This window comes from Alteromonas sp. ABH4_453, assembly GCF_056160665.1.
The window spans coordinates 149,861-175,953 of the sequence record NZ_JBSWXP010000007.1; the positions used below are offsets into that span (position 1 = coordinate 149,861).

A 26,093-nucleotide genomic window follows, 5' to 3' on the forward strand; every position below is an offset into this window, starting at 1 on the left:
ACTACTGGTTTGTTCTGTAAGGTAAGACTAATCGCTTATAGTCAGGTGAGGGTTAATACATAAAATTACCCATATTTATGGCATGATGGGGCATTGCTTAACACGGGGCAGAAGGAAATGGCATTTAACTTACCTCAAGCGCCGCAATGGTCGTCGCTGATAAAGTCGGGTTGTCGTGTCTTTGTCGGGGGAAATGCGGCAGTACCGCACGCACTGGTACAGCATCTGATTGACAATAGCGAAGGGGTCAGCGACATTGAACTGGTGCATATGTTGGCCTTAGGCGACACCCGATGGGTAAAAGACGAGTATAAGAACCTTTTCAAAGCCAACACGTTTTTCATTGGTGGTGAGGCCATGCGAAGAGCCGTTGACGAAGGCCGCGCCGACTACACCCCTGTTTTCCTTTCTGAAATTTCAAGCTTGTTTAGCGATGGTACGCTGGCGCTAGATGCTGCGCTAGTTAATGTAAGTCCTCCTGATGAGTTCGGCTACTGCTCGCTAGGCCCTGCGGTAGATATTGCCATGTCTGCCATCAGGCAAAGCAAAAAAGTCATTGCTCAGATTAACCCTCAGGTGCCAAGAACTTCAGGACATTCCTATATTCATATCAGTGAAATTACGGCGTGCATAGAAGCCGAAGAGCCCTTGGTTGAAGTTACGCCGCCGCCCATTGATTCGGTGGCAGAACGAATTGGTCAGTATGTATCTATGCTGGTGGATGATGGCGCAACGCTTCAGTTTGGTATTGGAAAAATACCCAGCGCCACGCTGAAATATCTGTGTAACCACAAAGATTTAGGTATTCATAGTGAAATGCTCACTGACAGTATTATTGAACTGTTAGAGTCTGGCGCTATTACGAATAAAAAGAAAACGTTCCACCCCGGGAAAATTGTTACCAGCTTTGCCATTGGTACACGCAACCTATACGATTTGATTGATAGTAACCCGCACATTGAGTTTTACCCGAGTAGCTATGTCAACAAGCCGACTAACATTGCTAAAAACGATAATATGGTTGCCATAAATAGTGCCCTTGAAGTTGATTTAACCGGGCAGGTGGTAGCTGACTCACTGGGCTATGACTTTTATAGCGGGATAGGCGGTCAAGTTGACTTCGTAACTGGCTCGTCGATTAGTAAAGGCGGTAAAGCCATTATTGCGCTTCCTTCTACCGCAAAAAACGAAACTATTTCACGTATTACACCGCGTATAAGCGAAGGCGCAGGCGTGGTAACCTCACGCGGTAATGTACAGTATGTAGTTACCGAATACGGTATAGCATCGCTTAAAGGGAAAAGCATTCGAGAGCGTGCGTTAGAGCTTATTCGCGTGGCCCACCCTAAATTCCGTGCCGCATTATTAGAAGAAGTGCGTCAGCATTACTGGGTGCCTCATTATCAAGAAAAGTACCCCACAGATATTCCCGAACTAGGGGCTATTCAGCTTAAAAAGCTCAATATACAAGGCGAGACGTTTTACATGCGCCCACTGAATCCAGCGGATGAAAGGCGGCTGCAAGAATTCTTTTATTCCCATACAAAAGAAACATTAAGGCTGCGCTACAACTACGACCCAAAACAAATGTCCCGTGAAAAGTCGTGTAACTTGGTATCGGTAGATCAAAGCTCTGATGCAGCGCTGTGTATTGTCAGGCAAGAGGGCTCGCGCATTACTATTCACGCAGTAGGGCGTTTTTATTACAACCCAAACGACAATACCTGCGAAGCTGCTTTCGTTACTCGGGAAACCCAGCAAGGAAAAGGCATGGCAAGCCGCTTGTTAAACGAGCTTATCACGGTAGCAAAAATAAGAGGCATTGCGAAAATGATGGCTTATGTGCGTGGCGATAACAGCCCCATGATCGCTATTTTTGAACAAGCCAAATTTAAACGAAGATTTACTGGCGACCCCAGTGATATAGAGTTAGTACTAGACGTGGCATCACTGCATGACAATTAAAATATTTCGTGGCAAGCACGGCACTAAACACGATTTAGGCAAAGACCATCCCGAATCGCCAGACCGTTTATTTGCTATTGACGACCAATTACTTTCTTCAGGACTCGATATGGTGTGCGAGCATGCTGACGCCACACCTATTGCTGAAGCCTACCTGAAGCTAGCGCACGACCCTTATTATGTAAAAAGTGTGTTTGAGCATGCGGCTCAATCTATATTTAACGACCACGAAAAAACCCTCTATTCAGAAAACAAAGACAACGTGGCGTGGTTAGATGAAGACACAGGTTTAATGCGCCACAGCCTAAACGCTGCGCTTGAGTCGGCAGGAGCGGGGTGTAATGCTGTCGATTGGGTAATGGAAGGCAATGACCGGCAAGCCTTTTGTGCCACTAGGCCACCAGGACACCATGCGACATACGATAGCGCTATGGGATTTTGTATTTTTAATAACATTGTTATAGCTGCTCGCTACGCACTTCAAAACTACGAGCTAAAACGGGTAGCCATTGTCGACTTTGATGTGCACCACGGAAATGGTACCGAGCAAATTGTAGCTGGCGACCAGCGCATAATGTTGTGCAGTAGTTTTCAGCACCCCTTCTATCCACACAGTGGCTCGCCGGTATCAGCAAGTAATATCCTTTCAGTGCCGCTAGAGGCAGGCGCAACAGGAGACGTTTTTCGAGAAAAAGTGCAGCACTGGTTTGAAGCCTTACGCAACTTTCAGCCTGAACTGATCTTTATCTCCGCCGGCTTTGATGCTCACGCTGAAGACCCTATGGCTCACCTACGCCTAGTGGAAGATGATTATTTTTGGGTAAGCCAACAACTTCGCGCCGTTGCTGATGCATGTTGCGAAGGTCGTATCATCAGTATGTTAGAAGGCGGTTACGATTTAAGTGCATTGGGTCGCAGTGTGGTGGCGCACCTAAAAGGCATGAGTCGTCCTAATGGTGAGTCAGTGATTTAGCAGAAACAACCTGTAGCATCTGTGTTAATAACGGCACCTGCATAGGGATGCTGCGTGGTGTAGCTTACCACCTGTTCGACGAGGTTTTTGCCAGTAAAGCATCCATAGCCTGTGGCGTAAGGGCCTAGATAGCGAAGTTGCGCTTGTTTATCTATCACGATAAGGGCCGGCACGGCCTCAAGTATAGCCGCTAGTTGAGGCACATCTTCTACGTTTAACCTGACTTGGTGATAGTCATCCCCGATCTTTGCTAGCAACTGAGACTGGTGTGGTTTTGTTAGCGTGTCGCAATAGCAGCGGGACTGAAGTCCCACATGAATGATAGAACCTGGTTGGATATCCTGTTTTTCTAAAATTGCAACGAGGGTGGCGTCAAAGTCTGGCGCAGTAGTGCGGTGCAGCAATTCGCCGTTAGGGTCGAAGTCTGATAGCTGACGCTGGCCATATACTAATAGGGCGCAGAGCAGCCCTGTAGCCCATAATATAAGTAGCAGCCAGCTAGCCTTTTTATGCATGAGATAAAACGCTTTCGACTGCGCTTTAAGATTTGTGTTTACAGCTTAAAGCGTTCAATTGCGCTGCGCATACGCTGAGAAATTTGTGACAACACTTCAACTTCACCTGCAAGCGACTCAGCGGTAGCAAGCTCTTCAGAAGTAAGTTCACTCAATCGCGCGGTGCTTTGCGCAATGGAAGCTGACGCGGTTTCCTGTTCCACAGCAGAGGTGGCAATCTCAGTCATACTTTCGCTGGCTTCGCGGATTTGCTGCATGATTTCTGACATGGCCGAGGTGGCACTATCACTTGAAACAACAGCTTCATCGACCAGTTGTATACAGGTTTGCATTTGATCAACCGAACTGGCGGTTTGTGCTACTAGCTGTTCAGTAATGCTAGTAATTTGGTCTGCACTTTCTTTTGAGCGAATCGCCAGGGTGCGCACTTCGTCGGCTACCACGGCGAAACCGCGGCCGTGTTCGCCAGCGCGAGCTGATTCAATGGCAGCATTCAGTGCAAGCAAATTAGTTTGTTCAGCCACAGCAGTGATAGAGCGCATGGCGTCAGAAATATGTGAACATTGTTCGTTAAGAGCCGAGTTAGTCTGCGCCGCAGCATTTAGCGTGTTGCGCAACGAGTCTATTGTTTTACTGGATTGAGAAATAGAGTCGCGGGTAGACTGGGAGGCACTTTGCGCTGCCGACGCTTTATCACTAGCAAGGGTAGTTTGCTCTGTTGAAAGCTGCATAGTTTGTGCAATTTCTTCTGACGATGCCGACACCATGGCAAGTTCTTGGTCAGTATTTCTGCTAATTTCAAACATGTTATTAGCTGCTAACTCCATATTTGAAGCCCCTTTTACCACTTCATCAGTCAAGTTAGAAGCAAGCTCGATGAGAGATTTCACTTGATCAATAAGTTCAGCGAAAGGCCTGACTATTTTATTGCCGCGATTTAGCTCAACGGACAAATCGAGCTTGCCATCAGTCTGCTGCATGGTTTCAATGGCCAAGCGTAGTTCGGCGGCGCCTGCACCTTCTTGATGGGCTTGCTTAGCCATGTACATCAATACGCCACCTTCTGTTAATGCAAAAGCTGCGTGCATAAGCAAAATACTAAAGGCAACATGACCTTCTTCAAAAATCATTACTGGCGCGCCGCCTGCCTGCAGAAAAAAGAACGAAATATGATGAACTGCTACAACCGCAGTCCCTGTTGCAACCACTTTCCAGTCTCTGAAATAAGAAAGAAAAGCAAGAAGGACAAAAATCTCGAAGTGGACTTCGATTAAACCGAAAGATTGATGAATATGAAGCGCAGTTAGCAATTGAACGCCGATTGCCATAGCATGGCGGCTTATCGCTGAGTAAGGGTTTTGAAGACTGAGTACAAGTGGCAAAGCTGCAATAGGAACACCTAAGATAAACGCAGGTAAAAGTTCACCTATATACACACCAATCGCTACAGCAATGAGTAATTGTATAACAATCACAACGCGAAAAATTTTGTGACCTTCAAGGAGCCAAGGGTACTGCATGCCGATCTCCGATGGTTATTTAGATTAAGTGTAGGTTAAAAATTATAGGTGTGCTAATTTCGGCTAAGTGTAAGCAAATCGTGGTTTCTACGCTATTTTACTTTGGTATAGATACTTCAATTATTACAAAAAATTAATGCGCCAAAACCCGTGTAAGCTAAGGATTCTGTTATGCCAGCTATCGCTTTTTTGTCTACCGATAATCTTGAAGATTTTTTTGTTTACGATGAACTATTAATTCCGTTTTTCGAAAAACGCGGGTGGTCTGTTGAAACGGTCTCATGGCATAGCGACTCGTCGAATTGGGATAAGTTTGACTATGTTATTGTTCGCAGCACGTGGGATTATCAGCAGCACGCTGAAGACTTTTTAGCGTGTTTAGAAGGTATTAATACGTCGAGTGCGGTGTTATTAAACCCGTTGTCCTTGATGAAGTGGAATATTGAAAAGCTCTACCTTAAAGACTTACAGAGCAACGGGGTTCCTATTGTCGAAACAATGTGGGGGAGCGAGTTCAACAACGGTGTTATAGAGGAAGCTTTTGCGCATTTTAGCTGTGACACTGTGGTGATTAAACCCACGCTTAGTGCTAATGCTGACGATACCTTTAAGCTTTCCGCTGCCGACTGGCATGTGAAGGAAAGAGTGCTCTACGATACATTTCTACAGCGAGATTTCATGATCCAGCCTTTCTTAAGTAGCGTTGTTGATGAAGGGGAGTACTCATTATTTTACTTCGGTGGTGAGTTCAGCCATGCCATTAAGAAAGTGCCACAAAAAGGCGATTTTCGCGTGCAAGAAGAGCATGGCGGCAGCTTGCACTCTATAACCGTAGACAGTGAACAATTGGCTGTCGCTGAAAAAGCACTGGCAGCTATGCCCTGTGACGCATTATATGCGCGGGTTGATTTGGTGAAACAGAATAACAACTGGGCGATAATGGAGCTTGAGCTCATTGAACCTTCGCTGTATTTCAACCTTGACCCCCAGTCTCCACTTCGCTTTGTAGAGGCTTTAGTGAGATTTCACGCGTCTGCGCAGTGACCAAATAAAAAAAGCGGCATGCAAACTCTGAATCTGCAAGCCGCTATATAACTAACCATCCTTGCCCTCTTTTTGTAAAGGCTAGTGTTCAACGCAAGTTAAGTTCTCAAAATCAGTGTTTAAAGCTATTTCCTTTTGAAACGCTGCGCTCCACCCGAGATATTTGCCTTTGTGGTCTTTCTCGCTGAGGCTGCTTTACCGACTTATTGTTGGACGCTCGTTCAACACGCCTAGGTTTACTGCTTTCACGAGCAACTGAACGGTGTTGTGGGCTCGTCCGTTCAATCCGTTGGCGATTGACATTTTGCTTGGCAGAACGCTGCACTGCGCCTTTTTTGTTAACATACCTCTGGGACTGTGGCGAAGTCGTTATTCTAGCCGGCTTGTCACGCTTCAATGCTTTAAGTGTGTTGTTACGCGACGGCTTTTCATTTTTAGCCACCGCTTGATTTCGTTTCAGCGCACGCTCTATCGACTGTTTGCGCTTCACAGAATCTTGCTTGTTCTGAAAGCGATTTTCTCTTAACGGTGTTACTTGTTTCGGCTCGATAGTCCGCTTTATCGGTTTAGCATTATTGGTACGTGTTACAGAGCTAACTGAGCGCTTATTGTCGTTATGCGCTGGGCGATTGACCGTTCTAATATGTTTATTGGAAACATGTTGTGCGCGCGTCACACCAGCATGCTCATAGCGTGCAGGCGCACTATGAACCACGCGATTAGAATAACGTGCTCGGCGATGCACTGTATTGTGCTCCCAACGGCGATAGTCACGACTTACCACGCGTTTACGTGGGCTACCGTGGTAATAGCGGCGCACGGGCTCGCGGTGAATGACTACGTGACGGTTGTGCCAGTGCACACTACCAAAAAAGAAAAAAGTAGAAAGGCGTACACTGGGAGACCAATATACATTGCTATGGTGATGGTAGCTTACATGATGTCTCCAGCGAATTGGAGAGATTGGGTGCCACCAGTTGCCGTATACAACATGTGGGTCGTAATATGGGACATATACCACTTCTCGCTGGCGCGGCTCTATATAAATAATTTCTCGACTGCTTTCACGTTCTCTTTCAACTTCAATGTAGTCGTTAGTTACCAAATTACCTGTGTTATGGGCATGCTGCCTAAGCACCTGAACACGAACTAACACTCGACTTTGATCAATAAGTACATTGTCGCCAAGCTGCTGTAACCACTCAAGATCACTGGCCAAGGTATTAAGTAGCTCGGTGAATGGCGCGAGTGCTTTTACGCTCGGGTCCCAACTTACGCCATCTAATACACCCTCTACTTGTTCAGGCGTTAGATGCTTATTGCTTTGACGCCAGCGGTCGGCTGCAACTACGTCTAAAGGGTAGGTAGAAGCAATTAAAATATGGGTAAGCAGTGTATCGGGGTAAAGGGCAATGGGCGCAAGTGCACTATCTAATTCGGCATCAGAATACTGCTGGGCTGAAGACGAAACCTGAGCAAGGTTTGTATTCGACTGAGCAAGTACAGGCAGCGCCTGCGCACTGGACAGCGCTATAACTATCGAAAAGGTTATGTTTTTCATACATTCTCCTTACATTGCTATGTTACAAAGCTGCTGCTTTTTACGCGCAATGTGGTAAGTCTGTATACATTATGCTCGAACGATAATTAACCGAAGCTGAATAGAAAACGCCCACATTGTTGTAGTGGGCGCTTTTTAGAAAATAATGAATGCTAGTTTATATGGGCTTCGCCAATGTCTCTAGCTATTTGAAAACATGCGGGTCGAAGGCGTGACCAAGCTTCTCTGTCTTCGTTTTAAGGTAGTGTTTGTTGTCTTTCGTAATGCCGTGATCTATCGGCTTTCTTGCTACAACATCAATACCCAGTGCTTTTAATGCTGCAAGCTTCTTAGGGTTGTTTGTCATTAGCTCCACGTGTTTAACATTAAGGGTGTCTAACATGAGCTTGCAAATGTCGTAACTTCTAAGGTCCGCGTCGAAACCAAGGTGTTCGTTCGCTTCAACGGTGTCCATGCCGCTATCTTGAAGGTTATAAGCGCGAATTTTGTTTAAAAGACCTATACCGCGGCCTTCTTGGCGCAAGTAAAGCAATACACCGTGACCGTTATCTACGATATTTTGCATGGCTTTTTCTAACTGAAAACCACAGTCGCAGCGGGTACTAAATAAAGAATCACCGGTTAAACATTCTGAATGAATACGAATAGGCACTACGTCATCTTCTTTCCACTCTCCGTAAGAAAGGGCAACGTGCTCCTGACCACTGGCTTCAACAAAGCCGTGTATTTTAAAATCACCCATTCTTGTGGGTAATTTTGCGGTACTGACATATTCGTATTTAGGCTGTTTGCTACTCATGTTACTTCTACACTTTGAACAGTGGGCAATAAGTGGGGACGACTTCTATTTTTGCAAGTCTACCACTTTATTATACGCGAGTTGACGTTTGTGCTATCACTTTTTTCGCAAAGGATGTATCAGAGATAATTATCAGAGGGGCTTAAATTCTCGTAAAGGCGCGGGCTTAGCAACACCGTAGCCCTGGGCGAAATCAACGCCCATCTTGCCTAACTGTGCCATGGTGCCTTCATCTTCTACAAATTCACCAACAGTTTGCATACCCATGGCTTTGGCCACGTCGTTAATAGAGGCAACCATAGCCGTATCTACGCTATCATTTAGCATATCTTTGATGAACATACCGTCAATTTTTACCTGGCTCACGGGTAAGCTTTTAAGATAATTATACGATGAGAAGCCACTGCCAAAGTCGTCGAGGGCAAAAGAACACCCGAGACGGTTAAAGGTACGCATAAAGGCAAGAGTGACTTCCATTTTAATGATGGCTACCGACTCAATAACCTCAAAACATATTTTGTTGTGCGGGATATTAAAGGTTTCGAATGCATTGAGAATAAACAGAGTGAAATCCCTATCTGCTAGCGAGTGGCAGTTAAGGTTAATGCTGCATCGTTTTAATTCCGCAAGATGCTCAGGGTTTTCAGACAACCATTTGAACGTATTCGTGACTACCCATTTATCTACGCTCACGTTCATTTCAAATCGTTCAGCAGTGGGTAAGAAATTGGCAGGCTCCACAAGCTGCCCGTCTTTTTCCCTAAGACGCAGCAGAACTTCGTAGTAGTGCCCGTCGCTGGTTTTACTTAATGGTCTTAGCGATTGATAAAAAAGCTCGAAGCGACCTTCTTCTAACGCGTTGTTTATCGAAGATACCCAATCGAGCTCGCGCTGGTAGCGCTGCATACTTTCATCATTTTTGTTGTATCTATGAACCTGGTTTCTTCCTTGTTCTTTAGCGAAGTAACATGCGGCATCGGCCATACTTAAATACTGACCCGGTTCGACATCCGTATCGTCGCAAACCACCATTCCTATGCTCACGCCTAAGTTGAAAATACGGTTGTCCCACATAAACCGATAAGCTTGGACAGCGTTGAGGATCTTTACGGCATTTAAGTAAACGGCGTCGGTATCGATGTTTGAATAGATAACGCCAAATTCATCGCCGCCAAGGCGACCTAGCTGTGCGTCTGAAAGCAAGGTGTTCTCAATCAAGCGGGCAATATCTTTAATAAGCACATCCCCAGCTTTGTGGCCGCAGGTATCGTTGACCACCTTAAACCTGTCGAGATCTAAAAACAGTAAACACAATGGTGTGTCGCTTGCGTTGACGACTTTATCTTTGAACATAGATTCAAACTGACGTCGGTTGTAAACGCCAGTCAGCGAGTCATGAGTAGCTAAATAATGCAGGCTTAAGTCTGACTGCTTCTTTTCAGTGATATCTATGATAGAGCCGTACAAAAAGCTGCCTTCGTCATTTTCTCGAATTTGACACGATAGAGAAAACCAAAATTCACTACCGTCGCGGCGCTTGCCTCGTATTTCTTTGCCGGTAACGTGACCTTGCTGCGAAATCTCGCCGAGTAAAATTTGCCTATCTTCCACACTGGCGTAGAACACTTTTATGTTCTTTGCTTCGGCAAGCATCTCTTCTTCATTGTCGTAGCCAAAAACTTTACACATAGCGGGATTTACTGAAATGAGCTTTCCATCCCATGTGGATGTATAGTGCCCTTCGGCTGAATGCCGGAATAAATCATAGAAGTGATTCAAGCTTGATATCGTTTCTGCCTGGGTTGAAAGCTGGCGTTGATTTAACACTTCTTCTTTAGTTATGACGGCAAAACCAAAACATAGAAAACCGAGAGTAAGAAAGAAGAGCATACCGATAGCAACATCGACGGTATAAACCAAATTACTGAATAAGTTCTGCGTCACTAGTGCGTAGAATGCGTAAAAGGAAAGCCAGGCGAGAATATAGGTGATGCTGACTGCACGGCTGCCTTTATCCTTAAACACCAAGGCCAGTAAGACGTGATATAGCCCCATTCCAGCGGTTAATATCAGTAGCGTAATGGATGTGGTATAGGCATTTACAGTAAAGCAATAAAGGGTTGCTATGAAAGGTACAAAATAATTTAACGCGCGCAAGACAAAGGGGATGCGGGCAAATAGGTGGTGCGTTACTTTTGCAATGCATAATAACAATATACCAAAACAAACCGCATAAAAATGTTCACTACCGTTGGTCAGGCTAGGCCAAATCGCTACCCCTCCCGCGGTTATAAAAAGCAGAGCGATAAGGACAAGCGACGACATGGTAAGCCAAAAGCGAGTGGCAATGCGCTGATACAGATAGGAAAACAGGAAATAGAGCGCAATCAACGCCATGATGCCCGTTACCGCGCCGAGCAAGGTAAGCATGTTGGTGTCGTGCTGTGCGAGTAAGTCTCTTTCCCACAAGGTGATTGGAAAGTACTTTAATCCTTTATCTTTTACCGCAATCAATAAGCGAGCGTCTTGATACGGCTGAAGGGTAAAAGCCAGTCTTATATTAGGAAGAGGCTGCCTTAAAGAATAGTCACCTTTTCCTGCTTGATAACGATAGGACTTAATAATTCGTTCACTGCTATCAAGTAGAAATATCTGTAAATCGTCAACATTTAAGCGGTCAACATTAAGCACCAGTGGAATAGGGCTGTAGCCCGTATGAACGAGTTCGGTGGAGTACCATATGCGTTCATCGGAAAAAGAGGCGTTGGCTGAAGTATCTTTAGTGTTACCATGTAAAACATCAAAATATGTGGCGCTAGTGGGGGCGACAGACAAACGCGCATGGAGATTAATAATCTGGCGCTCAAAGGATTCGTTAACGGTAAGCTGACTGCTAGCCGAAACGCTGACGCTTAGCAACATCCAACTGATGAGCAATGCTGATACGTACTTAAATAGCCGGGCTATTACCACTCGTTAATTCCTTGTACCACATAGTAAGAGGATGTTTGTAAAGGCGAAGTATGTATTGTTAAGCCCTCTTATCCCTCGGGTGCTTTTCTTAGAATAATACTAGTTGTAACGAAAAGCCAAACCCAACGTACAGTGATAACTCAAGTGTTATGTTTGCAAAAGGTAGTTAAAAATTGCTGATGGCGACTGCTGCACACCCATAGGCTCCAGCCATATTGCTTCGCAAAGCCACTCTATACAAAGCATACATTGCAAATCTGTATCACCTTTGTTTGCCGTGATCACTGCCTGAAACCGGTCGGCTCCCCAATCGGTTTCTGAAAGCTTGAAATTAAAAAAAGCACAAAACTGTTCCACCCACTGTTGAGTTTTAAGTGGGGTAGCGGGTAGCGCAGTGCGAATTTCTAGGCTGCCTTCGTTAACAAGGGCGTGTTGTAGAATGTCTTCTTTTGTAAGTTTTTGCATAGAAGTTAACAATTTATTGGCTTTAGTAAACCCGCTTGGTTTAAAAAGTGTATATAGTACAACACAAAAACAATAGCGTTAAACTAAGCGTATTAAGGACGAGGTATGCTAACACTTCACCATTTAAATAACTCTCGCTCGCAGCGAATTTTGTGGCTTCTTGAAGAGCTAGGCGTAGAGTATAAAATAGAATTCTATCAACGAGACAGTACAACGAACCTAGCGCCGGATTCGCTACGTGCTGTTCATCCGCTAGGACGCTCTCCTGTGCTTACTACGCCACACGGTGCCATTGCGGAGTCTGGTGCTATTGTGGAATACCTTGTTCGCCATCACGCTACTGACGCATTTTCTGTGCCTCAAGATCCAGAAGCGCTCCAACAGTATTGGTTCTGGCTACATTTCGCTGAAGGCTCATTAATGCCGCCACTAGTAGCAAACTTGGTGCTGGAGAAAGCGCGTCAAAAAGGTTCGAAGCCTTTCTTTATTAAGCCAATTACTAACAAACTGATAGACGGTATTCTAAATGCCTACTATGGGCCTAATTTGGCGCAGAGTTTGCGCTATGTAGAATCTTACCTAGCTAAGAACACCTGGTTTGCCGGTGATGCACCGAGTGGGGCTGATGTTCAAATGATTTTTCCGTTAGAGTCATTGGTGGCCAGCGGACGTGCGAAAGAATTTACTGCTATTCAAGGTTACGTTAAGCGGGTTCATGCCAGAGAAGCCTACAAAGCAGCGCTAGAGAAAGGCGGTGAGTACGCTTACGCTTAGTGTGTTTATTTCTACTGGGTGTACATTTACTTTGTGCAAACCCTGCGGCCAGCTGGAAAACAGAATCTAGTTGGCCTGCAAGCCCTCAGTGCTCTCGATTTATGTAATCATCAATAAGCTGGATAAAAGCCTCACCATAGCGCTCGAGTTTGGTTTGGCCTACGCCGCTTACATCAAGCAAGGTGTTGCGCGTAGTAGGAAGTTTGCACGCCATGTCTACTAAGGTGGCATCGCTAAATACCACATACGGCGGCACTTCATTTTCTTCTGCCAGCACTTTGCGTAAGTGCTTAAGACGAGTAAATAAGGTTCTGTCGTAGTTAGCTGGAGCTTGTTTGGCTTTTTTCTTGTCGGGCTTAAATTCAAGTCGCGGAACGGCAAGCTGAACGGCGACTTCACCTTTTAGCACAGGCCGAGCTGCTTCAGTTAAACGCAATGCGGCATGAGCGGTAATATCAACGCGTATAAGGCCTTTATGAACAAGCTGGTTGATGATGTTGTGCCAATAGCTATCCGATTTATCTTTACCTATGCCGTACGTGGAAAGCTGGTGGTGACCTGCTTCCTGAAGGCGCCGAAGCTGCTTGCCTCGCAACACATCAATGACGTACTGACTAGAGGCTTGCTGCGAGAGCCTAAGCACGCACGACAGTACTTTTTGGGCAATGACTAAACCGTCGATCATTTTAGGCGGGTCTAGGCAGATATCGCAGTTTCCACAGGCGCTATCGCTGAACTGCGAGAAGTAGTTCAGCAGTACTTGCCGTCGACAGGTTTGTGCTTCTGAAAAAGCTTCCATAGCCGCAAATTTTTGTAACTCTATTTGATTGCGCTCGGCTATTTCCCCTTGCTCTATCCACTGTTTTACACGGGCTGCGTCTTTTTCATCAAACAATAGTAAAGCTTCAGACTCCAGACCGTCTCGCCCAGCTCGGCCGGTCTCCTGATAATAGCTTTCGACACTGCGCGGAACGTCGTGGTGAACCACGTAACGCACGTTCGATTTGTTAATACCCATGCCAAAGGCAACGGTGGCCACCACAATATCAATTTTGTCGTTAAGGAACTGGCGCTGTACTAGCTCTCGCTCGTCGTTATCCATACCTGCGTGATATGCTGCGCAACGAAAGCCTTGTCTGAATAATTTAGCGTGCAGGTCGTCGACTTTCGCGCGACTGTTACAGTAAATAATGCCGCTACCTTCCTGCTGCTTTACGTAAGCAACAACTTGGTCGAAAGCCTTGTACTTGCTCATTACGCGGTAACGAATGTTGGGCCTGTCGAAACTACCCTTATAAACCAGCGGGTTGTTAAGGTTTAGCTGCGTCAGTATGTCTGCTTGTGTCGCTGAATCTGCCGTAGCCGTTAGGCCGATGACAGGAATAGTGGGAAAACGAGACTTTATTTGACCCAAAGCGCGATAATCCTGCCTAAAATCGTGCCCCCAATGGGAAACGCAGTGGGCTTCATCAATGGCAAATAAGGCTATGTCGGCGTGGGCTAGCGATTGCTGGAAATAGTACCGCATTAAACGCTCAGGTGACACGTACAGCAAGTCGAGCTTCCCAGCTTGCAGTGCGTCATTTATGCGCGCTTGTTCGTCTGCTTCTAGCGTTGAATTGAGATAGGCGGCTTTTACGCCCAGCGCTTTAAGTTGTTCTACTTGGTCCTGCATAAGCGATATAAGCGGTGAAACAACAATAGCAGTGCCGGGGCGTACTAATGCAGGAATTTGGTAGCACAGCGACTTACCACCACCTGTTGGAAGCAAAACGAGTGCGTCTTTACCTTCACATACTTGGTGAATGACTTCGCCTTGACCGTCGCGAAACGCATCGTAACCAAATACATCTTTTAAGACAGTTTCTGGTGTTTTTACACGTTGCGTTTCTGGCGCTGATTCTGTTGGGGCTATTGCAGTTGTCATGGCGCTGGATTTTACGCGTTTTTGGCGACGTCTTCACGGGGCAATTTAAAAAACTAGACTAAAATTCAGCGATAGTCCTGATCCGAGGGGCAGCAGCTCTTATAATTTATTTTGATTCAACATCATTGGTTGGATGAATTTCCGTCAAACTTACGTTCGGTAGTAATGTTGCTTACAAGCACAATACAAATATCAATTCATCAAGGAAAGCGAGTGGATAAGAAAACGACTAATAAAGACGAAGCTAAGGGCAGCGAAACACTTAACCATGAATTAATGATTAAACATGTAATTGCGCTTTTTCGTGATACTATGCCGTTCAACCAGTTGCTGGGCTTGGAATTTGTTACTGAAGGAGAGGGGCTGGATACGCAGATCTCCCTGCACCTTGATTGGCAACCAGCGCTGACCGGCAATCCAATGCAAAAAATCCTACACGGCGGTGTAACAGCGTCTATGCTAGACACCATCGGTGGTTTAGTTTCCATTGTAGAAACCATCAAACAAACCGCACGTGAACACCTTGCGGACCTTCAAGTTAGATTGCCCACCATGGGCACGGTCGATATGCGCGTTGACTACTTAAGGCCTGGAAGAGGCGAGCGCTTTGTTGCGACAGCCACAATTATACGCAAGGGCAGTAAATTAGTGGTTTGTAGAATGGAATTGCACAACGAAAAAGGCGATCACATAGCCTTTGGCACGGGTACGTATATGCTGGGATAGCAATGTCTAAATAGGTTTGCATCATTCCACAATGCCTGTTGTTACGTTGTGTAAAGGAAGTGAGCGGTATTAACGGGAGGTGTAGCATGGCAGAGCCATTACCAGATTTAATTGAAGAGATTGTTACCGAAAGTATGGGTGACGATCCGGCGACCTTGTTGGCGGCTTTAGCCGGACAAGACGAGGTATACATTGCATCTCTTTTAGAATCACTGCCTGTAGAAAAACGTTTGGTGGTATGGGAAGGCATTCCTCGCGACCGCAAGCTCGACGTATTGGTTGAGATGCGTAGTGATCCCCGTGAAATTCTTATCGACAATACACCGCACGACGAATGGGCGTCTATTTTTGCTGATATTGATGCAGAAGACCTGTTAGAGCTACTCGACTCTTTGCCAAAACGCCTCGTCGATATGGCCTATGAATCACTTGATTCTAAAGAACGAAAGTACTTCAGAGAAGCCACACAATTCCCTGATAACCAAATAGGGCACTGGGTTAACCACGAGCAGTTAGTGCTGCCGTCGAACGCGAAAGTACGCGAAGGGCTGCGCTTATTAAGGCGTGATATACCTCAGCACTGTGACAGTATTTTTTTGGTGAATCGCTCAGGTCAATTTTCAGCGTTGGTTAAAATTAGCCACCTTTTCAATGCGCAAGATCACATGTCGCTATTCGATTTGTCGGAAGAAAACGTAACGACGATCCAAGGGGCTGACGACACCATGAATGCGTCGCTACTTGTTCAACGTTCTGGGCTAGCATCGTTGCCGGTAGTTGATGAGAACAACAAATTACTTGGCCGATTAGATGTGACTTCGGCGAGTGAGCTGGTAAACGAGTTTTACGAGCGCCAAGTAATGGCTTCCGCCGGTATGGACGAGGACGAAGATTTATTCTCGCCTGTGGCGAAAAGTGCGAAAAATCGTGCCCTTTGGCTTGGCATTAACTTGCTTACTGCATTTTTAGCCTCGTGGTTTATTGGACTGTTCGAAGGCACGCTTCAACAAGTGGTTGCCCTTGCGGTACTTATGCCAGTGGTGGCGAGCATGGGAGGTATTGCAGGTAGTCAAACACTAACCCTGATTGTACGTGGCTTGGCGTTAGGGCAGGTCACGCCGGCTAACTTACGGGCGCTCATGGTGAAAGAGCTAAAGGTTGGTGGTGTTAATGGCGTAATTTGGGCCTTGGTAATTGGCGTTGTTGCTTATTTCTGGTTTACCGATGCCATGTTAGGGTTGGTTATTTGTTTGGCCATACTGTTCAACATTGTAGCCGCCGCACTTGCAGGCGTGTTTGTGCCTGTAATATTGGACAAGCTGAAAATAGATCCAGCATTGTCGGGGTCGGTCATTTTGACTACCGTCACTGACATCGTAGGCTTTGTGGCATTCTTAGGTTTAGGGACACTCTTTCTTCTCTAAAACAGCTTCTTCTAAAAAAATTACTCCGGCTGCAGACCCCGTCTAGCCTATAAGTGTCGTACGCATTTAGAGCCCCACTGAATTAATGTATTTGGTGGGCTTTTTATTGGTTATGCCGCCTGTTACATGCCCTTTGCCGCATTGGAACGCGTTAAGGGTTGTGTATTCATCTAACCTGATAAACAATACGCGCCTTCTTACCCTGAATCTCGTTGGAGCCAGCCTTGTCTAAGCAAGCCAGTGCCGCGCAAGTCGGCGTTATTTGCGCAATTGCCGCATACAGTATGTGGGGTGTTGCACCTGTTTATTTCAAACAGTTGATGGTATTGCCGGCGGCTGAAATCCTTATGCACAGAGTGATTTGGTCTGTTGTGCTTTTAGTCGGGCTCATTGCCGCACTAAAGCAGTGGCCAAAAGTGGGCGCTGCTTTGCGCAATAAGCGGGTTATGCAGATATTATTCGTTGCTGGTTTGTTACTGGGGGCGAATTGGCTTTTGTTCATTTGGGCTATTAATAACGACCATATTCTTGATGCGAGCCTAGGTTATTACATCAACCCTCTTATCAACGTGTTTTTGGGGCGACTTTTCTTAGGTGAAAGGTTGCGTAACTTACAGCGTGTAGCCGTTGGACTTGCTGTTATTGGCGTGGCTATTCTTATTTTTTCGTACGGCCACGTTCCGTGGATTGCCTTAGTGCTTGCGGGAAGTTTTAGCGTGTACGGCTTGTTGCGTAAGCAGGTGGCGGTAGACTCGCTCCCCGGCCTATTTATTGAAACTTTAATGCTTTCACCGTTAGCTGTTATCTACTGGATATTCTTCGGGTCTGAATACAGCAACTTATTTAATAACGACGCCACGCTTAATACACTTATTTTAGCGGCTGGTATTGTGACTACCGCGCCACTTCTTTGTTTTACCGCTGCAGCAAGGCGCATTATGTATTCTACGCTGGGCTTCTTTCAGTATATTGGCCCTACGCTTATGTTCATACTGGCGGTTTACCTTTACGGCGAGCCACTTGAAGAGTCGCGTTTGGTAACCTTCGGCTTTGTGTGGTTTGCGCTTATCTTGTTCAGTGCCGACTCACTATTTAATTACCGCAGTCAGCGTAAAGCGCAAAAGCTTGCCGTAGAGTAAGGGCTTCTGCGCACAAGCTAGCGTGATGCAAGCCGGGCATCAAGCGGTTACCTAAAACGCTCATTTTAGAAAGCGACGTGGCTTTTGTGGTAGCAATTCATAGCGGGCAAGTTTTGACTTAAGCGTTGGACAGCTTAGGGGCAGTTGATTGAGTGAAAAGCTAAAGCAAGGACCCTTGCTCTTGCTGAGATATATCAGGCGGTTCGCATTTTACCTGGTTGCGCCCGCTATTTTTTGCAGCATAAAGCTGTTTGTCGGCTAGGCTCAAAAGCTTATCCACACGCTGAGTGTGTGCGCCACTTACCCCAATACTGCAAGTCACTTTTATGTCCGTTTGGGGAAGTTGGATAACTTCAGCTTCCACCACTTTTCTAAAATCGTCTAAGCGTTCGCATGCTTCTTTAAGCGGCGTTGCAGGCATATAAATACAAAACTCTTCGCCTCCAAATCGTGAAATGATTTCATCAGGGAAATAAAATTCAATGAGGGCCGCCATGGCTTTTAGCACAATGTCACCGGCGTCATGACCATGGGTATCATTTATTGATTTGAAAAAGTCTAGGTCAATCAGAGCAAGGGCATGGTCTTCAGAAAGGTTTTGGTGTTGCACTGTGACCATGTAGAAAAAGTGACGTCGGTTCGGTAAACCTGTCAGATAGTCGGTATTCGCCACACGGCGTATTTCTTCAACACTTTCAATATATTCCACGTTCTGCATCACACGACACAAGAACTCTTCATGACAGTAAGGGACGCGTAGGAAGTCATTTGCACCACTCTTAATGAAGTGCGCAGACATTAACATTCCTTTACCACCCGCTATCCCCATTATGGCAAGTTGTTCTTTGGAGAAGGCTTTTCTCAGGCTTGCTACAAAATGGGTGCCTGTCATGTCAGGCAATGTGTTATCGGTAATAACAAGGCGTACATTTTTGTGCTCAGATAAACACTGCATAGCATCGGTAGCTGTTAAGCACTCAAATGCGATGAAGTTATGACGTTGGAGTAAAGAAACCGTTTTAGAGCGTAAAACGCGATTCGTACTTACTACAACAACACCTGTAGATTTGTTTTTTTCAAGGCGACTGATAAGGCGGTTTAGGTAATCGTAGTTTTGTGAATTTTCTTTGGGAATGTAATCGACAACATCACGCTCAAGCACTTTGTCGCGAATAGCATTGTCGAGATTTTCCGTTGTCGCTATGGTCGGAATAAAAGATTCGACAGCAAAGTCGATAGCTTCACCTTTCGGCGCATCAGGTAAAGCATAGGCAGCAATGGCGCACAAGAAGGTTTCAGGCATTTCTTGTGAAAAACGGGCCTTACCTTCGGTAAGCGAGGTTGCACCAACGGGCGTAAGTCCCGCACGGCGGACTAATTTCGCTATAAGCTCAAGGTTGCCTTCACCATTTTCGATGATCAGCACATGTTGCTGCATACATTCCAACTTAGGTTTGGGCTACCTTGCCAATTAATGATGTTACGCTTTCTCCAGCTTTGCGTAAGCAAGTACCAGCCATTTACTGCCAAATTCGTCGAAGTTTACTTGAACGCGGCCATGCTCTCCACTCCCTTCGTAGTTAAGCACAATCCCTTCGCCGAATTTACGGTGCACTACGCGCTCACCTAAACTGAAGCCTGTTTCTTCAAAACTGGCGTGCGAGGTTGCTTGACTAAAGCGGTTATGCACGGGTCTTGAGATTGTTGATTTAAGCCTAACTTCTTCCACACAATCTGCTGGCATCTCGCGAATAAAACGCGAAGCCGTATGATACTTATCTTGCCCATATAATCGACGACTTTCTGCATAAGTGATATACAACTTTTGCATAGCGCGTGTCATACCAACATAGCAAAGTCTGCGTTCCTCTTCCATTCGACCTGGTTCGTCGTTGGTCATCTGACTAGGGAACATGCCTTCTTCAACGCCCGCTAAGAACACCAGTGGAAACTCAAGACCTTTGGCGGTGTGTATCGTCATCATTTGTACAGCGTCTTGGTCTTTATCAGCTTGGGTTTCACCTGCTTCAAGCGATGCATGGGCTAGAAATGCAGCTAGAGGCGACATCTCTTCTGCTTCTTCGGGCACGATAAAGGTTTTACATGCACTGACTAATTCTTCTAAGTTTTCTAGTCGCGCTTGGGCCTTTTCTCCGCGTTCTGCTTGGTACATGGCGTAAAGGCCAGATTGACGAATCGCTTTGTCAGCCTGCTGGTCAAGCGGCTCATCTAACGTGGCTTGCTCTAGTTCAGTTATAAGCAGTACAAAGCTTTGCATCGCGTTTAACGCGCGGCCTTTAAAACCCCCTTCGTTTATAAGCAGTTGGCACGCCTGCCACATTGAACAGTTGTGCATTCGCGCGGTGTCGCGCACTTGCGATAGGGTTTTCTCACCAATACCGCGACTTGGCGTATTTACCACACGCTCGAAGGCAGCGTCATCGTGCGGGTGACTTACCATGCGCATGTAACCCAGAGCATCTTTAATTTCTTGGCGTTCGAAGAATCGCAAACCGCCGTAAATGCGATATGCCAGCCCTTCGTGTAGCAAGGCTTCTTCCAGTACTCGAGACTGGGCGTTGTTCCTATAAAGAATGGCAGTGTCGCTAAGGGCGTTGCCTTGGTTTAGCCAGTCTTTGATTTTAGACACGATAAAGCGCGCTTCATCTAGCTCGTTGAAACCCGCATAAACAGAAATCAGCTCACCTTGCGCATCTTCTGTCCACAACTCTTTGCCTAGACGGCCTGTATTGTTGTCGATCACGGTGTTCGCTGCTTTAAGAATATTTCCGGTAGAGCGGTAATTTTGCTCCAGGCGAATAGTGGTAGGCTCATTAAAGTCTTTTAGGAAATGCTGAATATTATCTACGTTCGCGCCGCGCCAGCCGTAAATAGACTGATCGTCATCGCCAACAATCATAATGTTGTTATTTCCGCCACTGCAAAGCATACGAAGCCATGCATATTGGATATTGTTAGTATCTTGGAATTCGTCAACCAATACTGCACGGAAACGACGCTGATAGTGCGCTAGTACTTCTGGGTTTTTGGCCCATAATTCATGGGCGCGTAGCAACAGCTCAGCAAAATCTACCAGGCCTGAACGGTCGCAAGCGTCTTGATATGCCGCATAGACTTCACGCATGGTTTTTTGAATATGATCGCCATGGGTTTCGATATGTTGAGGACGCAAGCCTTCGTCTTTATTGCCGTTTATGTACCACTGAATTTGACGAGGGGCCCAATGCTTTTCATCTAAATTCATGGCTTTTAGAATGCGGCGAATCAAACGATATTGGTCGTCTGAGTCAATAATCTGAAAGTTTTCAGGCAAATTAGCTTCAGCGTGATGCGCGCGCAATAGGCGGTGTGCAAGTCCGTGGAAGGTACCAATCCACATATTGTGTAGGCTGCGACCCATCAACGACTCAATACGGCCGCGCATCTCTTTGGCGGCTTTATTGGTAAACGTCACTGCCAAAATAGAAAAAGGGGCGATGTTTTCGACTTCCATCAACCACGCGATGCGATGCACTAATACGCGGGTTTTACCACTACCAGCGCCAGCTAATACTAGGGCATTTGATAATGGGGCTGCTACTGCTTCACGCTGTTTGTCGTTAAGCTCGTCTAGCAGTCGAGATACATCCATAGTGTGGTACCTGTTAGTTGATAGTGTTATACATTCAGCAGCGGGCTATTATGCCATCTGACTGTTAATTTATACAGTCCAGTTTTTTACCGTTTTCGTTAACTAAAAGCGCGGTTATTTACCTATTTAAGGTGTGCGGTTGTGCGGGCCTCTTAATGATAGAATAGGGCGCTTTAACCGTTTTGGTTTAATAGTGACTGAGCCTAGAGGGGTTAAAGAAAAGCTTAAAAGTGCACATATGAAAGATACAGTTATTAGCTATAACGAATTAATACGATAAATTGATCGAATTATGCGCTTGGTAGGTATCACATCGGTATTGCATCACGCCAAACTCGGGTAAACTTTCTGATTTCTTACTTCGGCTTCCTCTGCGCTTTCAGGCAAGGCGAATGTTAGCAAAAGCGTTAAGCCAATTTAGGCAAGCTGAAAAAAGCACACGGCCCCAACTTTTTAACGACATACATTGGCACAAAAATAGCTCATTAACAGCACACTAACGGGACATGCTCATGACTGCACTTTCTACGCCCATCGATTTCTGGTCGACGCTCAAACAAGAAGCGCAAATTGTTGCTGACAACGAACCATTGCTATCTAGCTATGTGCACGCCAGTGTTCTTGCACATCATAATTTCGAATCGTCGCTAAGTTTTATTCTGTCAAACAAAATGGCAGATGACGTGATGCCTGCGATTGCTATACGTGAGGTGTTCGACGAAGCCTACTTGTTAGAGCCTGGCATTAGCGAGGCAGCAATTGCTGACATAATGGCGATTAATGCGCGCGATGCCGCAGTAAACGACTACCTTACTCCTTTACTGCATTTTAAAGGTTTTCATGCTGTTCAGGTGCATAGAATGGCGCATTATCTCTGGGTGCACGGGCGTCACCAGCTAGCTTTATTCTTGCAAAGTCGCAACTCGGCAAGTTTTGGTGTAGATATACATCCTGCTGCACGAATTGGTAAAGGCGTTATGTTCGATCACGCAACTGGCATTGTCGTGGGCGAAACAGCAGTGGTAGAAGACAACGTGTCTATTCTGCAAAGCGTCACTCTTGGCGGTACGGGTAATGAGTCTGGCGACCGTCACCCCAAAATTCGCCAAGGTGTGTTAATTGGCGCAGGTGCCAAGATCCTAGGAAATATCGAAATAGGTGAAGGCTCAAAAGTCGGCGCTGGTAGCGTTGTACTGAACAGTGTTCCAGCCCACGTCACTGTGGTGGGCGTACCAGCAAAAGTGGTTGGGAGACCGGTTTGTCAAAGCCCCTGCGAGTCCATGCGCCAAAACGTCCTAGAAGATAACTAAAATATGGGGTCAGAGTATTTTAAACTTTTACACTTCGTAAAAGTTTAAAGTACTCTGACCCCGTTATTCACTCTAACCCCACATTTAAGCGATTAAAGTACTCTGACCCCATTATTCATAGGAAGTGGGTTAATTCGTTGAGGTTATCTAGTGCGACGTGAGGCAGTACACTAACGGGCTCGTTGGCGAGTTTCATGGGTCTATTACAGGCAAACCATGCGGCTTGATAGCCAGCGTTAATTGCCCCTTGTACGTCCTTTATGATGTTATCGCCTACGTGAAGAATGTGTTTCGGTTGAACTTGTAAAAGCGTTGCGGCTTCATCAAACATGTCGCGGGCCGGTTTCATAGGGCGTGATGTGCTGGCATGAAGAATAGATTCAAAATAACCTTCAATGCCTATTTTTTCTGCGTTTACATTGCCGTTAGTAATGCCGATAAGCGGTAATTTACTACTAATTGCTTTAAGTGCTGCGTGTACCTCATCAGCCAATTTAAAGTCGCTTCTAGCATCGTAAAAGCAGTTAAAACACGCCTCTACCGCATCACTAAGTTCGCCTGTGGTGCTTAGAACTGTTGTTAATTTTTCAGGTGTGGTGTTAGAGAGTGCTGCGGTAAGCACTACACGGCGAAGCTGCCCCATGTCAGAGGCTAAGCGCAAATCCTTTTTAATAGCTGCTCGCTTTAGTGCTAACCAGTCGTTTACCGATAGCGCGGCAGCTGACTTATGGTGTTTTGCAATATGCGCTTGAAGCGCTTCTTCGGCCCGTCGAATAATAGGTTCGTTATTGTAAAGGGTGTCGTCAAGGTCGAAGGTCATCGCCTCGACGTTGTTAATAGACCTGAAAAACTGCATGGTGAAACCTTAAGTTAGTATTACTTTTTGCGCGCGCGCGGATGAGCCGCATCATACACATTGGCGAGATGCTGGAAGTCGAGGTGAGTATAAACTTGTGTTGTCGATAAGTTAGCGTGACCTAAAAGCTCTTGAACCGCACGTAAATCGCCACTGGATTCTAGTACGTGAGTAGCGAAAGAATGGCGCAGTTTGTGGGGACTTACTTTTTGCGATAGCAATTGATCTTTAGCCATCTTGTCTAAGCGATTGGCGACCTGTCTGTTCGATATTCGGGTTTTGCGCTTACTCACAAAGACCGCACTTTCGTAAGGTGAAGCGTAAGAAGGGCGTACTTTTAACCAGGCGTTTAGCGCTTTTTGTGCGTGCCGCCCTAATGGCAGTATACGTTGCTTACTCCCTTTACCCATGACCTTCACCGTACCGTCTTTTAGACAATCGGCTAAGTTAAGCCCGGTAAGTTCGCTTAAGCGTATGCCGCAGCCATACAGCAGCTCAAACATAGCTACATCCCTTAACTGCATGCCTTCATCATCGTCACTGCTTCGAGGTGAAGCATTAAGTAACTGCTGCATCTCATCTACGCTAAGCTGCTTAGGTAATGGCTTTCCCTGTTTAGGAGCTTGAATGCCCTCTACAGGGTTGCTGAATAGCTGCTGGTGGTCAATAAGGTACTGGCAGAAGGTTCTAAGTGCTGACAGTCTGAGTGCAATACTGCGCGCGCTGTGCCCAGACATCTTGGCGTCGGCCATTACGCGCTTAATATCACTGGGCGTAAGGCCTGACCACTCGTAAAGCCCAAGGAGCTTAGCTACTTCGATTAGCTGGCGCTGATAATTTTTGATGGTGTGAGGAGATAGCCCACGCTCCACCTGAAGATGAAGCAGAAACTTATCTAGCCATTGCTGGCAGGGTTCGCTGATTAAGGCGTCCGTAGACACTTCACCTAATATCCCATCATTTCAGGCAAGATGATATTAAGCACTTGCTGAAGTTGCTGAAGCAAAAGGGTATCCATGTCTGGAGTAAAGTGGCTGGCGTCGCTGCTGCTAATTCCCAAAATACCTAATTCACGGTCGTCACCAAGTAGCATTAACGCGACAGATTCTGCCGGGCTTTCGCCGAAAAGCAGCTGGCGTTCGTGCTGTGACAAACGACCAAAGAAGAAGTTGGTATTCTTAAAGCGCTTCTCTGTGAACAAACGTTGTTGCAGTTCAGGAATAGCGTGGGGGCCTCTAAAGCTTTTGATCACAGCAGAGGACAATTGCAAACGCTCTTGCAGTACATCTTCTAAGGTAAACTGCACTTCGGCAACACTTTCGCAGCGCAGTAACTGCACGTTCAAGTCGGTATAAACGCGATATATTTTTTCGTTCTGCTTAGCGATAGTTACCAGCTGATTAAGCTTGAAATTAAGCTGTCTGACTTTTTGTCTTAGTTGCTCACTTTGAATTTCAACAAGTGAAACACTGCCTTTGTGCTCATGAGGTAGGTTAATTTTTTCGAGAAGGTCGGCATGCTCGGCAAAGAACTCAGGGTTTTGTAATAAGAACGCGCGCACTTCAGCACTCGACAATTCCGCTGTGTCGTTAAATGGCTCAATCAATTGCGTGGCGTTAGATTGCCCTGATACTTCGCTCATAAATTTATATGTCCGTCATATACGTGTTCGGCAGGTCCTGTCATTTTTAACACGTTATCTGGGCCTGGCCAGCGTATACGTAAACTGCCCCCGGGCAAGTCTACCCGTACGTCTTTACCTAATTTACCCTGTATTTGCCCAATTGCAACTGCTGCACATGCGCCGCTGCCGCAGGCCAAAGTTTCACCTGAACCACGTTCAAATACGCGAAGTTTGATATGTGAGTCGTTGATAATTTGCATAAAGCCTACGTTTACGCCTTCGGGAAAGCGTTCGTGCTTTTCAACAAGCGGACCAATTTCGGCAACATCGGCCGTATCAACGTCGTCAACTTCCATTACGCAATGGGGGTTGCCCATTGACGCTGACCCAATAAACAAGGTGCGTTCGCCCACACGCAAAATATAGGTATTCTCTTGCTTGTTGGCTGTAAGTGGAATATTAGCAGGCTCAAACTCTGGTTTGCCCATGTTAACGGTCACTTGGCCGTCTTTCTCTAAATAAAGCACCATCTTACCTGCTTTGGTGCTTACCACTATCTTATTGCGGTTAATCAGGCCTTTTTGCTTAACAAAGCGCGCAAAACAACGGGCGCCATTGCCGCATTGCTCTACTTCTGAGCCGTCAGCATTGAAGATGCGATAGTGGAAGTCTTGTTCAGGGTCGTATGGTGGTTCTACCATCAACAGCTGGTCGAAGCCAATACCGAAGTTTCGGTTAGCTAATTGCTGAATTTTTTCTTTAGAGAAAAAGACGTTTTGAGTAACGTTATCAATAACCATGAAATCGTTACCCAAGCCGTGCATTTTAGAAAATTGAACCTGCATT

At 46.0% G+C, this 26,093-nt stretch carries 21 protein-coding genes; 8 read left to right on the top strand and 13 right to left on the bottom strand.

All coding sequences use genetic code 11. The features are described from left to right. The first annotated feature begins 117 nt into the window (after window positions 1–117). Together ACXAGV_RS15100 and ACXAGV_RS15105 are read left to right on the top strand one after the other, a co-directional pair. The gene (locus tag ACXAGV_RS15100) at window positions 118–1,965 is read left to right on the top strand and encodes a GNAT family N-acetyltransferase (RefSeq protein WP_474873953.1); all 1,848 of its coding nucleotides are present in this window, start codon (window positions 118–120) and stop codon (window positions 1,963–1,965) included. Further along, window positions 1,955–2,938 (top strand): histone deacetylase family protein, encoded by a 984-nt coding sequence (locus ACXAGV_RS15105; protein ID WP_474873954.1) that lies wholly within the window; start codon window positions 1,955–1,957, stop codon window positions 2,936–2,938. The genes ACXAGV_RS15100 and ACXAGV_RS15105 overlap by 11 nt, the downstream gene beginning before the upstream one ends. Here the strand turns inward: ACXAGV_RS15105 and ACXAGV_RS15110 are convergent. After that, entirely contained in the window at window positions 2,935–3,453 is a 519-nt protein-coding gene (locus ACXAGV_RS15110; protein WP_474873955.1) for a DUF6436 domain-containing protein, read from the bottom strand. The two genes, ACXAGV_RS15105 and ACXAGV_RS15110, sit on opposite strands and share 4 nt — an antisense overlap. 38 nt (window positions 3,454–3,491) lie before the next feature. After that, on the bottom strand, window positions 3,492–4,973 hold the full coding sequence (locus ACXAGV_RS15115; RefSeq protein WP_474873956.1) for a methyl-accepting chemotaxis protein: 1,482 nt from the start codon (window positions 4,971–4,973) through the stop codon (window positions 3,492–3,494). A 171-nt stretch (window positions 4,974–5,144) separates the two neighbouring features. Between ACXAGV_RS15115 and ACXAGV_RS15120 the strand changes: the two genes are divergently transcribed. Beyond that, complete coding sequence (locus ACXAGV_RS15120; RefSeq protein ID WP_474873957.1) at window positions 5,145–6,017, top strand: ATP-grasp domain-containing protein; 873 nt, start codon at window positions 5,145–5,147, stop codon at window positions 6,015–6,017. A gap of 112 nt (window positions 6,018–6,129) precedes the next feature. On the opposite strand, the gene ACXAGV_RS15125 is transcribed toward ACXAGV_RS15120, so the two are convergent. The 4 genes from ACXAGV_RS15125 to ACXAGV_RS15140 all read right to left on the bottom strand — a co-directional run bounded on the left by ACXAGV_RS15125 (window position 6,130) and on the right by ACXAGV_RS15140 (window position 11,815). Next, complete coding sequence (locus tag ACXAGV_RS15125) at window positions 6,130–7,578, bottom strand: DUF3300 domain-containing protein (RefSeq protein WP_474873958.1); 1,449 nt, start codon at window positions 7,576–7,578, stop codon at window positions 6,130–6,132. A gap of 184 nt (window positions 7,579–7,762) precedes the next feature. After that, window positions 7,763–8,377, bottom strand: a complete 615-nt coding sequence (gene ribA / locus ACXAGV_RS15130; protein WP_014947836.1) for a GTP cyclohydrolase II — start codon at window positions 8,375–8,377, stop codon at window positions 7,763–7,765. A 132-nt stretch (window positions 8,378–8,509) separates the two neighbouring features. Beyond that, a complete protein-coding gene (locus ACXAGV_RS15135; RefSeq protein WP_474873959.1) occupies window positions 8,510–11,350 on the bottom strand; it encodes an EAL domain-containing protein in 2,841 nt (946 codons plus the stop codon). 147 nt (window positions 11,351–11,497) lie between these two features. Beyond that, window positions 11,498–11,815 carry a hypothetical protein gene (locus ACXAGV_RS15140; protein WP_474873960.1) on the bottom strand — a complete coding sequence of 106 codons (318 nt, stop codon included), beginning with the start codon at window positions 11,813–11,815 and terminating at the stop codon, window positions 11,498–11,500. Between the two features lie 105 nt (window positions 11,816–11,920). Here ACXAGV_RS15140 and ACXAGV_RS15145 point away from each other — a divergent pair, with 105 nt between their 5' ends. Next, window positions 11,921–12,589, top strand: a complete 669-nt coding sequence (locus ACXAGV_RS15145) for a glutathione S-transferase (RefSeq protein WP_474873961.1) — start codon at window positions 11,921–11,923, stop codon at window positions 12,587–12,589. 85 nt (window positions 12,590–12,674) lie between these two features. Here the strand turns inward: ACXAGV_RS15145 and recQ are convergent, their stop codons facing one another. Continuing rightward, on the bottom strand, window positions 12,675–14,516 hold the full coding sequence (gene recQ, locus ACXAGV_RS15150) for a DNA helicase RecQ (protein WP_474873962.1): 1,842 nt from the start codon (window positions 14,514–14,516) through the stop codon (window positions 12,675–12,677). A 213-nt stretch (window positions 14,517–14,729) separates the two neighbouring features. Here recQ and ACXAGV_RS15155 point away from each other — a divergent pair, with 213 nt between their 5' ends. The 3 genes from ACXAGV_RS15155 (at window position 14,730) to rarD (ending at window position 17,805) form a co-directional block, all read left to right on the top strand. Continuing rightward, window positions 14,730–15,242 (top strand): thioesterase family protein, encoded by a 513-nt coding sequence (locus ACXAGV_RS15155; RefSeq protein ID WP_474873963.1) that lies wholly within the window; start codon window positions 14,730–14,732, stop codon window positions 15,240–15,242. Between the two features lie 86 nt (window positions 15,243–15,328). Continuing rightward, window positions 15,329–16,666 (top strand): magnesium transporter, encoded by a 1,338-nt coding sequence (locus ACXAGV_RS15160; protein ID WP_474873964.1) that lies wholly within the window; start codon window positions 15,329–15,331, stop codon window positions 16,664–16,666. 224 nt (window positions 16,667–16,890) lie between these two features. Further along, window positions 16,891–17,805 carry an EamA family transporter RarD gene (rarD, locus tag ACXAGV_RS15165; RefSeq protein WP_474873965.1) on the top strand — a complete coding sequence of 305 codons (915 nt, stop codon included), beginning with the start codon at window positions 16,891–16,893 and terminating at the stop codon, window positions 17,803–17,805. Window positions 17,806–17,965: 160 nt separating this feature from the next. On the opposite strand, the gene ACXAGV_RS15170 is transcribed toward rarD, so the two are convergent. Together ACXAGV_RS15170 and uvrD are read right to left on the bottom strand one after the other, a co-directional pair. Continuing rightward, on the bottom strand, window positions 17,966–19,243 hold the full coding sequence (locus ACXAGV_RS15170; protein ID WP_474873966.1) for a GGDEF domain-containing response regulator: 1,278 nt from the start codon (window positions 19,241–19,243) through the stop codon (window positions 17,966–17,968). A gap of 42 nt (window positions 19,244–19,285) precedes the next feature. Then, window positions 19,286–21,457, bottom strand: coding sequence for a DNA helicase II (gene uvrD / locus ACXAGV_RS15175; RefSeq protein WP_474873967.1), 2,172 nt, complete (start codon window positions 21,455–21,457; stop codon window positions 19,286–19,288). A gap of 512 nt (window positions 21,458–21,969) precedes the next feature. Here uvrD and cysE point away from each other — a divergent pair. After that, window positions 21,970–22,767 carry a serine O-acetyltransferase gene (gene cysE, locus ACXAGV_RS15180; protein ID WP_474828541.1) on the top strand — a complete coding sequence of 266 codons (798 nt, stop codon included), beginning with the start codon at window positions 21,970–21,972 and terminating at the stop codon, window positions 22,765–22,767. A 115-nt stretch (window positions 22,768–22,882) separates the two neighbouring features. Here cysE and ACXAGV_RS15185 read toward each other — a convergent pair whose 3' ends face one another. Genes ACXAGV_RS15185 through dapF form a run of 4 tightly spaced genes read right to left on the bottom strand, consistent with a single transcriptional unit; the run spans window position 22,883 to window position 26,092 of the window. Next, window positions 22,883–23,623 (bottom strand): HAD-IA family hydrolase, encoded by a 741-nt coding sequence (locus ACXAGV_RS15185; RefSeq protein ID WP_474873968.1) that lies wholly within the window; start codon window positions 23,621–23,623, stop codon window positions 22,883–22,885. A gap of 20 nt (window positions 23,624–23,643) precedes the next feature. Further along, complete coding sequence (xerC, locus tag ACXAGV_RS15190; protein WP_474873969.1) at window positions 23,644–24,564, bottom strand: tyrosine recombinase XerC; 921 nt, start codon at window positions 24,562–24,564, stop codon at window positions 23,644–23,646. A 5-nt stretch (window positions 24,565–24,569) separates the two neighbouring features. Then, a complete protein-coding gene (locus tag ACXAGV_RS15195; RefSeq protein ID WP_474873970.1) occupies window positions 24,570–25,265 on the bottom strand; it encodes a DUF484 family protein in 696 nt (231 codons plus the stop codon). Continuing rightward, a complete protein-coding gene (dapF, locus tag ACXAGV_RS15200; RefSeq protein ID WP_474873971.1) occupies window positions 25,262–26,092 on the bottom strand; it encodes a diaminopimelate epimerase in 831 nt (276 codons plus the stop codon). The genes ACXAGV_RS15195 and dapF overlap by 4 nt, the downstream gene beginning before the upstream one ends. Between the last annotated feature and the right edge of the window lies 1 nt (window position 26,093).

Coding starts and splice junctions, on each gene's coding strand:
- ACXAGV_RS15100 (WP_474873953.1), top strand. CDS start 118: ATGGCATTTAACTTACCTCAAGCGCCGCAATGGTCGTCGCTGATAAAG.
- ACXAGV_RS15105 (WP_474873954.1), top strand. CDS start 1,955: ATGACAATTAAAATATTTCGTGGCAAGCACGGCACTAAACACGATTTA.
- ACXAGV_RS15110 (WP_474873955.1), bottom strand. CDS start 3,453: ATGCATAAAAAGGCTAGCTGGCTGCTACTTATATTATGGGCTACAGGG.
- ACXAGV_RS15115 (WP_474873956.1), bottom strand. CDS start 4,973: ATGCAGTACCCTTGGCTCCTTGAAGGTCACAAAATTTTTCGCGTTGTG.
- ACXAGV_RS15120 (WP_474873957.1), top strand. CDS start 5,145: ATGCCAGCTATCGCTTTTTTGTCTACCGATAATCTTGAAGATTTTTTT.
- ACXAGV_RS15125 (WP_474873958.1), bottom strand. CDS start 7,578: ATGAAAAACATAACCTTTTCGATAGTTATAGCGCTGTCCAGTGCGCAG.
- ribA (WP_014947836.1), bottom strand. CDS start 8,377: ATGAGTAGCAAACAGCCTAAATACGAATATGTCAGTACCGCAAAATTA.
- ACXAGV_RS15140 (WP_474873960.1), bottom strand. CDS start 11,815: ATGCAAAAACTTACAAAAGAAGACATTCTACAACACGCCCTTGTTAAC.
- ACXAGV_RS15145 (WP_474873961.1), top strand. CDS start 11,921: ATGCTAACACTTCACCATTTAAATAACTCTCGCTCGCAGCGAATTTTG.
- recQ (WP_474873962.1), bottom strand. CDS start 14,516: ATGACAACTGCAATAGCCCCAACAGAATCAGCGCCAGAAACGCAACGT.
- ACXAGV_RS15160 (WP_474873964.1), top strand. CDS start 15,329: ATGGCAGAGCCATTACCAGATTTAATTGAAGAGATTGTTACCGAAAGT.
- ACXAGV_RS15170 (WP_474873966.1), bottom strand. CDS start 19,243: ATGCAGCAACATGTGCTGATCATCGAAAATGGTGAAGGCAACCTTGAG.
- uvrD (WP_474873967.1), bottom strand. CDS start 21,457: ATGGATGTATCTCGACTGCTAGACGAGCTTAACGACAAACAGCGTGAA.
- cysE (WP_474828541.1), top strand. CDS start 21,970: ATGACTGCACTTTCTACGCCCATCGATTTCTGGTCGACGCTCAAACAA.
- ACXAGV_RS15185 (WP_474873968.1), bottom strand. CDS start 23,623: ATGCAGTTTTTCAGGTCTATTAACAACGTCGAGGCGATGACCTTCGAC.
- ACXAGV_RS15195 (WP_474873970.1), bottom strand. CDS start 25,265: ATGAGCGAAGTATCAGGGCAATCTAACGCCACGCAATTGATTGAGCCA.
- dapF (WP_474873971.1), bottom strand. CDS start 26,092: ATGCAGGTTCAATTTTCTAAAATGCACGGCTTGGGTAACGATTTCATG.